The sequence below is a fragment of the Streptomyces sp. NPDC048481 genome (assembly GCF_043200075.1).
In the GTDB taxonomy this organism is placed as follows: Bacteria; Actinomycetota; Actinomycetes; order Streptomycetales; family Streptomycetaceae; genus Streptomyces.
Window position 1 is genome coordinate 63,189 of record NZ_JBICXC010000012.1, and the last position, 13,448, is coordinate 76,636.

At 75.7% G+C, this 13,448-nt stretch carries 7 protein-coding genes; 4 read left to right on the top strand and 3 right to left on the bottom strand.

Annotation, left to right across the window (positions count from 1 at the left end):
• Positions 1-30 precede the first annotated feature (30 nt).
• Complete coding sequence (locus ACGFSH_RS29155) at positions 31-7,116, bottom strand: SDR family oxidoreductase (RefSeq protein ID WP_393353674.1); 7,086 nt, start codon at positions 7,114-7,116, stop codon at positions 31-33.
• Between the two features lie 688 nt (positions 7,117-7,804).
• Between ACGFSH_RS29155 and ACGFSH_RS29160 the strand changes: the two genes are divergently transcribed.
• The gene (locus ACGFSH_RS29160) at positions 7,805-9,001 is read left to right on the top strand and encodes a serine hydrolase domain-containing protein (RefSeq protein WP_393353676.1); all 1,197 of its coding nucleotides are present in this window, start codon (positions 7,805-7,807) and stop codon (positions 8,999-9,001) included.
• Between the two features lie 103 nt (positions 9,002-9,104).
• On the opposite strand, the gene ACGFSH_RS29165 is transcribed toward ACGFSH_RS29160, so the two are convergent.
• A complete protein-coding gene (locus ACGFSH_RS29165; RefSeq protein ID WP_393353677.1) occupies positions 9,105-9,464 on the bottom strand; it encodes a hypothetical protein in 360 nt (119 codons plus the stop codon).
• 122 nt (positions 9,465-9,586) lie between these two features.
• On the bottom strand, positions 9,587-10,237 hold the full coding sequence (locus ACGFSH_RS29170; RefSeq protein ID WP_393353678.1) for a TetR family transcriptional regulator: 651 nt from the start codon (positions 10,235-10,237) through the stop codon (positions 9,587-9,589).
• A 58-nt stretch (positions 10,238-10,295) separates the two neighbouring features.
• Here ACGFSH_RS29170 and ACGFSH_RS29175 point away from each other — a divergent pair, with 58 nt between their 5' ends.
• The 3 genes from ACGFSH_RS29175 (at position 10,296) to ACGFSH_RS29185 (ending at position 13,439) form a co-directional block, all read left to right on the top strand.
• The gene (locus ACGFSH_RS29175; RefSeq protein WP_393353680.1) at positions 10,296-11,078 is read left to right on the top strand and encodes a class II aldolase/adducin family protein; all 783 of its coding nucleotides are present in this window, start codon (positions 10,296-10,298) and stop codon (positions 11,076-11,078) included.
• Positions 11,075-12,004 carry a carbohydrate kinase family protein gene (locus tag ACGFSH_RS29180; RefSeq protein ID WP_393353682.1) on the top strand — a complete coding sequence of 310 codons (930 nt, stop codon included), beginning with the start codon at positions 11,075-11,077 and terminating at the stop codon, positions 12,002-12,004. The genes ACGFSH_RS29175 and ACGFSH_RS29180 overlap by 4 nt, the downstream gene beginning before the upstream one ends.
• 583 nt (positions 12,005-12,587) lie before the next feature.
• Complete coding sequence (locus ACGFSH_RS29185; RefSeq protein ID WP_393353684.1) at positions 12,588-13,439, top strand: glutathione S-transferase C-terminal domain-containing protein; 852 nt, start codon at positions 12,588-12,590, stop codon at positions 13,437-13,439.
• The last annotated feature ends 9 nt before the right edge of the window (positions 13,440-13,448 follow it).

Here is a 13,448-nt window from a genome sequence, read left to right on the forward strand (position 1 = left end):
CGCCCCTCCCGGGCGCTCCCACCCGGCCGGTCACCAGCCCGAGGCGGTGTAGACGACGGCGGTCGCGGACTCCTCGCCCCAGGCGAGCTCCCGCAGCAGCGCGGCCGTCCCCTCCTCGGGGTCGATCAGCCGGATGCCGCGCCGTGCGTACTCGCGGGCCAGTTCCGCCCCGACCATGCCCGCGTGCCCGGCCGAAGGCGCCCAGGGTCCCCAGTGCACGGTCACCGCACGCCGGCCGGTGCGGGCGGCGAAGGCCGCTCCGAGGGTCTCCAGCGCGTCGTTGGCGGCCGCGTAGTCGACCTGGCCGCGGTTGCCCAGCACGGCCGATATCGACCCGAACAGCACGGTGAACGCGGGCGCCGCGGGCAGCTCCTCCAGCGCGGTGAGCAGGGCGCGGGCGCCGGTCGCCTTGGTGCCGTACACACGGCGGAAGGACTCGGGGCTCTTCTCCGCGAGGAGCCGGTCCTCGATCACGCCGGCCGCGTGCACCACGCCGTCGAGCCGGCCGTGCTCGGCGTGGATCTCCTTGACCGCCTGGAGCACCGCCTCCGGTTCGCGGAAGTCGACCGAGCGGTAGCGGGCCCGGCTGCCCAGGGCGGTGAGTTCGGCGAGGGTGGCCGCGATCTCCCGCTGGGCCAGCAGCAGTTCGGCGGCCCGGTTGATCTCGGCCGGCCGCAGACCGCCGCGTGCGGCGAGCGCCGCCCGCAGGGCCGCGGGGGTGCGGGCGGACGCGGTGTCCGCGGCCTCCGGGCCGTCGGGGGCGGGGGTGCGGCCGAGCAGTTCCAGCCGGCAGCGGGCGGCGCGGGCGAGCGCGGCGGCGAACTGCGCGGTGATGCCGCGCGCCCCGCCCGCGAGCAGCACCACCGAGTCCCGGTCCAGGCCGAGTGCGGCCGCCTCCGCGGCGCCCTCCCCGGCCGGTCCCGCGCCCGTGGCGCCGAGCGTGCCGAGCGGCGCCGCCACCAGTGCGAACCCGTGCCTCCCGGCCGCCGTCCGCAGTACGACGGGCGTCCGGTCCGGCGCGACGGCCTCGGCGACGACGGCGTCCGCGACGGCCGGCGGGGAGTCGTCGGCGAGTTCGACGAGCCGGGCCAGGGTCTGCGGATACTCCCGCGCCACTGTCCGGAACAGTCCGCGCAGCCCCGCGGTGCGGGGGTCGGGGCTCTCGTCGTCGGCGCGGCGGAGGGCCAGCAGCACGCGCGGTCCGTGCGCGAGGGCGGCCTTCAGCACGGGGAACATGTCGGGCAGCACGGGGGAGTCGTCGGCGTCCGCGAGTGCCCCGAGCCACAGCACGCCGTCCAGCGGCCCGTCCGCCTCCGTCAGGACGTGGTCGTGGGCGCGTACGACGACGTCGGCGCCGTGGGACGCCAGCCGGGCGACGGTCTCGGGGGCGTCGCCGAGGACGGTCCAGCGCGTGCCGGCGAGTGCGGCCGCCGGGGCGGCGGCGGCGTCGGGCCGCTCGTCGAGCAGGACCGGGCGCAGGAGCCGCCGTCCGGGAGCCTCCCCGGTGACGGCGTCCGGCCCGTGCTCCGGCCTGAGATCCGGTTCGTGCTCCGGCCCGGGACCCGCCGCGGGCTCCGCGTCCGGTTCCTCGGCGGCGTCCACCGCCGTGTCCGCGGCCGGGTCGCCCAGCCGGGCGGTCAGCCAGGCGGTCACCGCGGCGGCGGTCCGCGCCTTGGCCAGCTCCTCCAGCGCGTCGTCGTCCAGGGCCGCGACGTCGGCCCCCGCGCCCAGACGCCGGGCCAGTTCGCCCGCGATCTCGGCCCGCTTGATGGAGTCGATGCTGAGGTCCGCCTCCAGATCGAGGTCGGGCTCGATCATGTCGACGGGGTAGCCGGTGCGCTCGCTGATGATCTCCAGCACGAGCCGCTGCACGTCGACCGCCCCCGCACTCTCCCCGGCGGGCTCCACCGCGGCCGGCTCCCCGACGACCACGGCCGGGGCCGCGGCTGCCGACTGCGGTCCCGACGACGCGAGTTCACCGACAGCCGGGATCACCTGCGGAGCCGGGACCGGGGCAGAAGCCGGAGCGGCGGGCGGGGCGAGCCGTGCGGCGGGGTCCGCGCCCAGGTAGGTCATCAGCACGTCGCGCTGGGCGGCGATCATCTCGCGGCTGGTGCGCAGGAACTCGGAGACGAGCGCGTCCCGGTCGGAGGGGACGCCGTGCGGGGGGTTCGTCGTCACAGTCGTCGCTGTCCTCTCGGCGGGGTAGGTGAGGCCGGTGGGGCCGGTGGGGGCCTCGACGCGTCGGGCCGGCGCGAGCGCACCGGGGAGGAGGGCGCCGTCGGCGGTGCGCACCAGCTGGCCGTCGACCGTCCAGCCGGGGCGTTTCGGCTCCGGTGCGCGCAGCGCGTCCACCGCGTCACGGCCGCGCAGCAGCCATCCGGCGCGCACCGGCAGGCCCGCGACGGCGAGCCGCGCCAGCGCGTCGAGCCAGCCGCGCAGTCCGCTGCCGGGCCGGGGCTCGCAGGCCACCGCGGTGTGCGGCCGGTCGCCGAGGATCCGGCCGGTCAGCCCGGTCAGCACCGAGCCCGGACCGGCCTCGACGAAGACGCGCGCCCCCGCCTCGTACATGGCCTCGATCTGCTCCACGAAGGCGACCGGGGCGCCGATCTGGGCGGCGAGCCCGGCGCGCACGGCGTCGCCGTCGGCCGGGTAGGGGGCGGCCGTGCGGTTGGACCACACCGGGAACTCGGGCGCGTGCACCGGGCGGGCCGCGAGCGCCTCGGCGAACGCGTCGCCCGCGGCGGCCACCATCGGGCTGTGGAACGCGCACGCGACGGGGATGCGCTTGGCCGCGTGCCCCGCCGCGCGCAGCAGCCGGACGGCCTCGGCGACGGCGTCCGTGGGGCCCGAGATCACCGTCTGGCCGGGCGCGTTGCGGTTGGCGACGACGACGCCGTCCGGCGCGCCCGGCGCACGGAGCGCCCGGGTCACCTCCTCGGCGCCGGCCGACACCGCCGCCATGGTCCCGGGGTCGGCCCCGCCGCTTTGGTCGCCGTTCGCGGCCCCGGCGGACTCCGCCGCCCGCAGGATCGCCGCCGCTCGCTCCGCGCTGAGTTCCAGCAGTGTCTCGGGGGTGAGCGCGCCCGCCGCGCACAGGGCCACCAGCTCGCCGTAGCTGTGCCCGGCGGCCATGTCCGGCTGCACGCCGGCCGCGGTGAGCACGGCGTGCGCGGCGAGCCCGGCGACGCCGAGCGCGGGCTGAGCCACGCGGGTGTCGGTCAGCGCGGCCTTCTGCCTCTCGCGCGAGACGTCGTCGAACGCGGCCGGCGGATACAGGGCGTCCACGTGGGCGCGGCCCAGCTCCAGGTAGGGGCGCAGCTCGGGGAAGGCGACGAACAGGTCGGCGAGCATGCCGGTGCGCTGGCTGCCCTGGCCGGGGAAGAGGAAGGCGACCTTGGCGTCGTGCGGGACGTCGACCCCGTCCCCGTCCCTGTTCCCGTCCGTGGCGGCGGGCCGGGCGCGATGGACGCCGTCCGTCGCGGCGCGCCCGCCGGGGCCCGCCTGCTCGCCGGGAGCCGAGGGATCCGCGGTGGCCCGGAGCAGCTTGTCCACCAGGTCGTCGACGTCCGTCGCCACGAGGGCGATCCGGGCCGGGTCGCTGCTCGCGTCCGACCGCCGGGCCGCGCCCAGCGCGAGGTCGCGAAGCCGCCACGGCCGGCCCGGCGCCCGGGCGGCCTTCAGCAGCTCCTCCATCGACCGGCGGACCGAGGCCTCGTCGCGCCCGCGGAAGACGAACAGCTCGCCCGGCCACGCGTCGAGCCCCCGCACCGGCGGCACACCGCCCGCGTGAGCGGCCAGCACCACATGGAAGTTGGTGCCGCCGAAGCCGAATGCGCTGACCCCGGCGATCCGTTCGGGCGCGGGCGCCGCCCACGGGCGGGCCTCGGCGTGGAACGCGAAGGGGCTGGTGTCCGCGTCCCAGGCCGGGTTGGGCGACTCGACGTGCAGGGTGGGCGGCCGGACGCCGGTGTGCAGGGCCAGCAGCGTCTTGATGAGCCCGGCGAGTCCGGCGGCGCACTTGGTGTGCCCGATCTGCGACTTCACCGAGCCGAGCGCGCAGCCGCCCGGTCTGGCCCCCGCCTCGGCGAACACCTCGCCGAGGACGCGCAGTTCGGTGCGGTCGCCGACGACGGTGCCCGTGCCGTGCGCCTCGACCAGCCCGACGTCGGCCGGGGAGACGCCCGCGTTGCGGTAGGCGCGTTCCAGGGCCGAGCGCTGGCCCTCGGGCCGGGGCGCGGTCAGTCCGAGGGAGCGGCCGTCGCTGGACGCGCCGAGTCCCTTGATGACCCCGTAGACGCGGTCGCCGTCCCGTTCGGCGTCCGCGAGCCGCTTCAGGACCAGGCAGGCGACGCCCTCGCCGAGCGCGATGCCGTCCGCCGAGCCGTCGAAGGCGCGGGAACGGCCGGTCGGGGAGAGGGCGTGCACCGAGGAGAACAGGACGTAGTCGTTGATGCCGTTGTGCAGGTCGGCGCCGCCGCAAAGGACCACGTCGGACGTGCCGCCGGCCAGTTCCTTGCACGCGACGTCCACGGCGGCCAGCGAGGAGGCGCAGGCCGCGTCGACGGTGTAGTTGGCGCCGCCCAGGTCGAGCCGGTTGGCGACGCGGCCCGAGATGACGTTGGCGAGCATGCCGGGGAAGGAGTCCTCGGTCAGCCGCGGGAGCTGCTCGTCCAGGCCCTCGGGAACGCGGCCGTAGTACGAGGGCAGCACCGCCCGCAGCGTGGCCGCGTTCGACAGGTCGCTGCCCGCCTCCGCGCCGAACACCACAGAGGTGCGGGAGCGGTCGAAGTCCCGCCCGCCGTCGCCGTATCCGGCGTCCTCCAGGGAGCGCCGGGCGGCCTCCAGGGACAGCAGCTGCACCGGTTCGACGTGGCCGAGGGAGGCCGGCGGGATGCCGTAGCGCAGCGGGTCGAAGGGGATGCGGGGGAGGAATCCGCCCCACTTGGAGGGGGTGGACGCGCCGTGGTGGACGGCCGGGTCCCAGCGATCGGCGGGCACCTCGCCCACCGCGTCCACACCGCCGACGACGTTCGCCCAGAACGCGGGCAGGTCGGGGGCCCCGGGGAACATGCACGCCATGCCGACGACGGCGATGTCGAGCGGAGCGGGCGCGGCGGGCGCGGGCGTGTCCTCGGCGGGGGCCGCCCGCGCCGCCCGGCGGGCGAGATACCCGGCCGCGCCCGTGGTCACCGACTCGTGCAGGGCGGCGAGCGTCGTGGCGGCCGAGCGCAGCACGGCCACCTCGCCCGCCATGAACATCCCCTCGGCGAGCTGGCGCGGTTCGTCGACGGGGACGAGCGCGCCGTCGCCGTCACGGGTCACGCCCTTGCTGGCCAGGCGCAGCCGGCCGACGTTGAGCCGCTCCAGTTCCTCCCAGATCCGCCGGTCGGGCACGCCCTCGGCGCGCAGCCGTGCCTCCTGGTCGCGGAAGTCCGCGGCGAACGGGCTGGGCACGCACCGCGTCGCATGCCCCGGCGCGGACTCCAGCAGCGTGGTGGCCTCCGCCTCCATGACCTGCCGCCGGAACAGCGGCCGGATCGCCCCGCAGGACACGGCCTCGTCGGTGAACAGGTAGGCGGTGCCCATCAGCAGGCCGACGGCCGCACCGCGCGCGGTCAGCGGCGCGGCGAGCGCGGCGACCATCGCCGCCGACCGCTCGTCGTGCACCCCGCCGGCGAAGAACACTTCGACGCCGTCCGCCGGACGGCCCTCGAAGTAGTCTTCCAGCACCGCGAGTTGGGCCTCCCAGAGCGCGAAGCTGCCACGCGGGCCGACGTGCCCGCCGCACTCCGAGCCCTCGAACACGAACCGGCGCGTCCCGGCCTCCAGGAACTGCCTGAGCAACCCAGGCGAGGGCACGTGCAGAAAGGTGCGGACGCCGTCCTGCTCCAGGGCCCGCGCCTGCGACGGGCGTCCGCCCGCGATGATCGCGTGCGTCGGCCGCAGCTCCCGTACGGCCTCCAGCTGGGCCGCGCGCACGTGCTCCGGCGCGAAGCCGAGGACGCCCACGCCCCAGGGCCGGCCGGCCACCGCGTCGCGCGTCTCGGCCAGCATCGTCCGGGTCCGTGCGCCGTCCGCCAGCGCCAGGGCCAGGAAGGGCAGCGCCCCGTCCGCCGCCACCGCCGCGGCGAACGCGGGGCCGTCGCTCACCCTGGTCATCGGCCCCTGTGCGACGGGGAGCCGGGTGCCGAGCGCCCGGCTCATCGGGGAGCCGGGCCGCAGCGCCCGCGCGGCCGAGTCGTCGTGGACGGCGTCCAGCATCGCCTCCCGCAGCGCGCGGACCGTGCGCCGGGCGTCGCCCCACCGCTCGGCGAACCGGGCGGCGAGGAAGCCGTCCTGGCCCACCGGGAGCAGCTGGGTGCGCGGGTCCCGCGCACCGAGCAGTGCCGCCGCCTCCCGCGGTCCGGCGTCCTCGGCGAGCCGCGGGGCGTCCGGGCCGCGCCGCAGCAGGACCCGGTGACCGGCCAGCACGACGGTCTCCGAGCCGTCCAGGGTGCGCAGCGCGGCGGCGGCCTGCTCGGGCAGCGACGACTCGGCGAGCAGGGCGAGCTGGCCGTCCAGGACGACCCCGGCCGCGCCGCCCGCCGTCGCGGCGGCGGCTGTCCGGGGGCCGATGCCGCCGCACGCCCACACCGGCACGGTCACCTCGGGCGCCGCGAGGAGCTGCTGGAGCAGGACGAAGGAGTTCAGGGCGCCGACGCGGCCGCCGCACTCGGCGCCGCGGGCGATCAGACCGTGCGCTCCGGCGCGGACCGCGTCCCGTGCGCCCGCCAGGTCGGTGACCTCGACGAGCACCCGCACACGCGGCGCGAGCACGTCGACCGGCCAGGCGCTCCCGGCCGCCGCGCCGACGGCCAGGATCACGGTGTGGGGGCCGTCCGGATCGAGGTCGGCGGGGGTGAGCCGGCAGTGCGCGTCGACGCGGACGCCGAACCCGCCCGGACAGGCGTGCCGCAGCCGTGCCAGGGCCTCGCGCGATCTTCGGTCACCGGGTCCGAGGTCCAGCACTCCCAGACCGCCGGACCGGCCGACCGCCAGGGCGAGCCCGGCGTCGGGCTCGCCGAACGGAGTGATGCCGATGATCATGTCCTCGGAACGCACAGCGGACGTCATGATTCTCCGAATCAAGGTGAGACTGCACGGTGGGGGGGTTCGGGACAGCAAAGGCGGCTCACCGCGTTCCGGCGGGGAGAGGTTCACCCGGAACGCCGTTCTGTAGCGCGTGCTCGAAACGCGTTGAAAGGTAGTGGTCTTGTTACTCACTGGTCAACGTTCGAACCATCGGCCGGTGACCGGCCGTAGTGATTCGGTCAGGCGAGCGTGAACGGCCGGCAGGGAGGAAAACGGATCAATTCCCGTCACCCGCAGGCGTGTTCACTCCCGGCTCATCCCAGCGAAACGTGAGTGACCGTCAGATTTGGGTTCCTTTGGACCGCATGTCCCCGAACGGACGCCCGCCGCCGGCGTCGATCCGGTGGCCGGGAAAAATCCGTGTGACGTCCCGGAGTGACCGGAAGGGCCCCTACGGAGTGACCGGAAGAGCCCCCTGCTCGCCGGTCGCCGGCCGCCCACCCACCGGGACGGGTCTTGACGCCGGCCGGGCGGCGGCCAAGACTGCGATGACTGCGCGGTCAGGCCGGTCCTCGGGAGGTCGTCGACCGGTTTGACCGCGCGGCAGCGACGCGGCCCCTCGCTGCGGGGACGGCGGCACTCCTCCGTACGGGTTCTGTCCGGGCCCCGGGCCCCCGGTGTCCGAGTGTCAGCGCTCCTACCGTTGTGAAGATCAGCCCATAGTGCGCGTATGACGCGTACTCGTACGGCGCTGCTGTGCGCCGCCGCCCTCCTCGCCTCGACCCTCCAGACGGCGGTCGCCGCCGCCGGGCCCGGCCACCCCGACCGGGCCTGCGCCGCCACCCGCAGCCCCGACGCCCAGGCGCGCAAGGTCCTCGACGTCGTCCGCCGGGCCAAGAAGGAGCTCGGCCTCAAGGCCGCCCTCGTCAGGGTCACCGTCGACGGCCGCGAACTGGTGACGGCGGCCGTCGGCGAGTCCATGACGGGCGTACCCGCCACCCCCGCCATGCACTTCCGCACCGGCTCGGTCGGCATCGCCTTCATGGGCACCGTGCTGCTCCAGCTCGTCGAGGAGCGCAAGGTGGACCTCGACGCCCCGGTCTCGCGCTGGCTGCCCGATCTGCCGCACGGCGACGAGATCACCCTGCGCATGCTCGGCGACTCCACCTCGGGCCTGCACGACTACGTCACCGACCCGGCCTTCCTGAAGAAGCTGTACGCGGACCCCTGGCAGCACTGGACCCCGAAGGAGCTCGTCGGGTTCTCCCTGCGCCACCCCCTCTGGTACCGGCCCGGCACCAACTGGAGCTACTCGCACGCCAACTTCGTCCTCCTGGGCCAGGTCCTGGAGAAGATCTCCGGCACCCCGCTCGCCCGCCTGCTGAGGCAGCGCGTCCTGCGCCCCCTGGACCTGCGCAACACCCGCAGCGAGGACACGGCGCAAATCCCCCAGCCGGTGCTGCACGCCTACGACGAGGAACGCGGCTTCTACGAGGAGTCCACGTACTTCAACCCCTCCTGGACCACCGCCCCGGGAGCCGTCATCACCCAGGACGTCTGCGACCTGGCCCGCTCCGGCCAGGGCGTCGGCTCGGGCGAACTGCTCTCGAAGAGCGCCTTCCGCACGCAGCTGAACCCGGGCACGGTCGGTCTCGGCCACGCCACCGCCGCCTGCCCCGCGACGGTGTGCCTGCCCATGACGAAGAAGTTCCACTTCGGCGTGGGCGTCCTCGTCAAGAACAGCTGGGTGCTGCAGAACCCGTCCTTCTTCGGCTACGCGGCCGTCATGGCGTACGAGCCGCACAAGCGGCTGTCCATCGCGGTGTCCACGACGGTCGGCCCGAACGCGCCCGGCGGCAACAACTCGCAGGTGATCACCGAGCGGATCGCCGCGCTGCTGGACCCGCAGCACCCGCTCGCCGGCTGACCGGGGCCCGCCCGGCGCGCACCCCGTCCGGGGACAGCCCCGGACGTCGTCGCGCCGGGCGCCGACCGCGAAGGAGAGCGCCCTCGGCGACCGCCCGCGGGCGTCACCGGAACTCGTGGACGACCTCGATCTCGCCCACGATGTGCGCGTTGAACTCGGGCAACTCCTCGGCGGGCACCCACAGCTCCAGGATCGTGCGGCCGCCCGCCCGCCGCACGGGGTATCTGCGCAGGAACGCCGAGTCGACCTCGAACCGGGTCACGTAGCCCGCGCCGTCGTGCTTGACGTTCCAGTCCCGGGCGATCCTGACGGCGTAGTCCTCGTTGAGCACCGGATAGAAGATCGGCTGCTCCGGGAGGCGCGCAGGCCAGGCGCGCCAGGCCAGATCGCGCACCAGGTCCAGCTCCACCGGACCGGTCGGGCGCCACAGGGTGGTCGTGGGGCGGGGCTGCGGAGTGGTCACGGTGGTCGCCTTCCGGGTGCGGCGGCCGGCGATGCGGTCCGCCCGGGGAGCGACCGTATCCACCGGACCGGCGCGGCGGCGAGCGACTTTCGCCCGGTCCGGCGCCGACGGCCCTCGCCCGCCTACCGGGGCTCGTACCGGGTCACGACGTCGGCGAGGTAGCCGCGCAGCATCGTCTTGGCCTCGTCGAGCAGTTCGCCGTCGCCCTCGGGAGTGCGGCGGAAGGCCTCCTGCGCGAGCGCGTCGGCGGCGAGGATCGCTGCATGGCACGCCGTCGCCAGTCTCTCGTCGTCGCGAGCCACGCCCAGGGCGAGCAGCACCCGGCGCACGCCGTCGGCCATCCGCCGCTTGTGCTCGCGATCGGCGGCCCGGGTCCGCTCCGTCAGCCCGCTGCCGAACCACAGGGCGCGGAAGCCGTGTTCGGTGCGGTAGACGCCCGCGCAGGTGTCGACGAGCACGCCCACCGGGTCGTCCCAGCGCCCGGTGACCGCGGCACGGGCCAGGTCGTCCATGACGCCTTCGAGGCGGGCGAAGTAGCCCGAGGCCAGGGCGTCGATGATCGCGCCGCGGTCGGGGAGGTACTGGTACAGGGACCCGACCGACACCTTCGCCTCGGCCGCCACCCGTGTCGTGGTGAGCGCCTCCACGCCCTCGTCGACCAGGATGCGTTCGGCGGCCCGGAGCAGCAGCGCCAGACGTGCCTTGCTGCGGGCCTGCCGGGGGGTGCGGCGCAGGGGTGTGCCGCCGTCGGGGCCGGCGGTCGGCTGGACCAAGGAACTGCCTCCAAACCTGAACGTGACTTTGTTTCACGTTTACGCTACCTTCGCGCCCATGACCGCCTCAAGCGCGACGGGTCGGGAGCGGGCCGCCGTGGCGGACGCGTGCCGACGGCTGGGGGCCGAAGGCCTCCTCATCGGCACGGCCGGGAACGTGAGCGTACGCGTCGACGACCGGGTCGCGATCACCGCGACCGGAGCGGTCCTCGCCGGCCTCACCCCGGAACAGGTGACCGTCGTCGACCTCGACGGCAACGTCGTCGACGGAGACCTGCGGCCGACCTCGGAACTGGACCTGCACATCGGCGTCTACCGCCGCTACGGCGTCGGCGCGGTCGTCCACACCCACGCCCCGATGGCCACCGCCGCCTCCTGCGTGCTCGACGAACTCCCCTGCGTGCACTACCAGATGCTGGCCCTCGGCGGCAGCGTCCGGGTCGCGCCGTACGCCACCTTCGGCACGCCCGAGCTGGCCGCGTCGGTGCTCGCCGCGCTCGACGGTCGCAGCGCCGCCCTGATGGCCAACCACGGCGCGGTCACCCACGGGACGACCCTCGACGGCGCGGTCGAGAACGCGCTGCTCCTCGAATGGGCCTGCGGCGTCTACCGGGACGCGGCCGCCATGGGCCGGCCGCGCGTCCTCGACGAGCAGCAGCAACTCGCCGTGATCGAGGCGGCCCTGGCCCGCGACTACGGCACCACCCACCGCGTCTCGCCCGCACCGGGCGCAGCGCCGGCGCCGGACGCGTCACCCGCACCGCCGGAATCACCCGCGGCATCCGCGACGCCCGCGGCATCCGCACGGCAGCAAGAGCCGACGAAGGGGGAGAACCGATGAAGGTCTTCACGATGGGCGTGCACGTTCTGGACGTCCTGGTCCGGCCCGTGCAGGAGATACCCGAGGGCCAGGGCGCGACGCTGGTCGAGGACATCCGGATGACCGCCGCCGGAACCGCGGGCGGCACCGCCCTCACCCTGGCCAAACTGGGCGCCCGGGTGCGCAGCGCGGGCGCCGTCGGCTCGGACCCGACCGGGGACATGCTGCTGCGGCTCCTCCAACAGGCGGGCGTCGACACCGAGTTCCTCGTCCGGCGCTCCGACACCGCCACCTCGGCGAGCGTCCTGCCGATCCGGCCCAACGGCGACCGGCCCTCCCTGCACCTGCTCGGCGCCAACATCACCTACGGCCTCGACGACGTCCCCTGGGACGCTCTCGCCGAGGCCACCCATCTGCACCTCGGCGGACCGGAGCTGATCGGCGTCGACGTCGCCGCCCGCATCCTGTCCTTCGCCAAGGAGCACGGCGTCGTCACCTCCGTGGACCTGCTCGCCCCCGGCGTCCTCGGCGGCTTCGAGCAGATCGAGGCGGCCCTGCCCCACATCGATCACCTGCTGCCCAACGAGGACCAGGCCCTCGGCTTCACCGGCGAGAGCGACCTGCTGACCGCGGCGCGCAGACTCCTCGGCGCGGGTGCGGGCGCCGTCGCCGTCACCCGCGGCGGGGACGGGGCGCTGGTGGTGACCGCCGACGGCGCGGAACCGGTCCCCGCCTTCGTCGTCGACGTCGTCGACACCACCGGCTGCGGCGACGCCTTCTCGGCCGGCTATCTGCGGGGTGTGAGCCTCGGCCGCACCCCGGGCGACGCCGCGGTCCTCGGCAGCGCCTGCGCCGCGCTGGTGGCGCAGGGGCTCGGCAGCGACCACGGCGACTTCGACCTCGCGGCCGCCGACGAGTTCGCGGCCACCCACAAGCCCCGCCAGTGAACCGACGGCCGCCGCGCTGAGGGGGCGGGACGGGGAGAGACCGGGGGGCCGCCTGTGCCCTCCGCCCCTTCGCCCGCCCGCCCGATTCGCCGCGGTATCCCCCCGCGCTGCGCCGCGGCCCCCGCACTGCAACGCGGCCCCCGCATCGCACCGCGGCCTCCGCGCCGCGCCCCGCGGCCCCCGGACCGGCCCCTGCGCGCGGCACGCGCCGCGGCGGCGCCCGCCCGCCCGTATTCACCTGATGGACGCCCTCTTGACGGGTGGTCGGGGCGGCTCGACACTCGTTCCTGGGAATCCTAGTGAACGGGTAGGGAAACGGATGGGGCGACTGAAGCCGGTCCTCGGCCGGACGAGCCGCACGGCGTGCTCGTCGCCCCTGCTCACCTCCCGCCGCCACATCGACCTCCAGCGTGTCTGCAGCGCAATGGGGTCCCAGGGCTGAGCCGGGCCTCCTCCCCGCGCCCAGCCGCACCGGCGACGTCCCTCGGACGCGGCCGGGCCCGGCGCGCGTGACCAGGTCCGCCGCCTCGACGTCGCATCCGCCGCGCGCACGTCCTCAGTGCGCCCCGCCCCGGGGAGAGTCATGTCCGCCACACCGCTGACCGCCGCACCTCCGTCCGCACGTCCCACGCCCGCCTTCCGCGGCCGGATCGGCCGGGACGCCCGCAGCGGCCACTACGCCGTGCCGCGCCGCTACCGCCTCTACCTGGCGGCGGCCGACCCCGGCTGTCTGCGCGTCGCCGTCACGCACAGCCTCCTCGGCCTGGACGCGGTCTGCCCGGTCACCTTCCTGCCGGCCGTCCCGGACTGCCCCGACGGCGGTCACTCGGCGCTGCGCCCGCTGTACGAGGCGAGCGCGCACCACTACACCGGACCGGCCCTCGCCCCGCTGCTCGGCGACGACTGGTCGGGACGCATCGTCAGCAGCCACGGGCCCGACATCGCCCGCGACCTCGCCCGCAGGTTCGGCGGCGGACGGGCCGCGCTGTACCCGTGCGGGGCGGAGTCGCAGATCGAGGCCGTGGAGCGGATGTGCGCCCAGGGCATCGAGGCGGCCGCCCAGCGGGCCGGAGCGGCCGACGCCGACGACGACGAGCGCGCGGCCGCCCTCGGCACGCTGCTCGCCACACTCGGCGTGCTGGAGAGCGGAATGAACGCCCACGCCTACCTGATCAGCGATCAGATCACGGCAGCGGACATCGAGTTGTGGGTCGCCCTGGTCCAGCTCGACACCGTCCACCGCCACCACCTCGACGCGGAGACCGTGCGGCGCGTCGCCGGGCACCCCGCCCTGTGGTCCTACGCCCGCCGGCTGACCGCCCACCCCGCGTTCGGCGCGCACCTCGACCAGGCAGCGGGCGCCGCCGCCCCGGCCCTCGTCAGGGCGGACCCCGCGGCGGACGACATCGGCGCGCGGCCGCAGCCCACCCCCTGACGACGCCGG

Coding starts and splice junctions, on each gene's coding strand:
- ACGFSH_RS29155 (WP_393353674.1), bottom strand. CDS start 7,116: ATGACGTCCGCTGTGCGTTCCGAGGACATGATCATCGGCATCACTCCG.
- ACGFSH_RS29160 (WP_393353676.1), top strand. CDS start 7,805: ATGACGCGTACTCGTACGGCGCTGCTGTGCGCCGCCGCCCTCCTCGCC.
- ACGFSH_RS29175 (WP_393353680.1), top strand. CDS start 10,296: ATGACCGCCTCAAGCGCGACGGGTCGGGAGCGGGCCGCCGTGGCGGAC.
- ACGFSH_RS29180 (WP_393353682.1), top strand. CDS start 11,075: ATGAAGGTCTTCACGATGGGCGTGCACGTTCTGGACGTCCTGGTCCGG.
- ACGFSH_RS29185 (WP_393353684.1), top strand. CDS start 12,588: ATGTCCGCCACACCGCTGACCGCCGCACCTCCGTCCGCACGTCCCACG.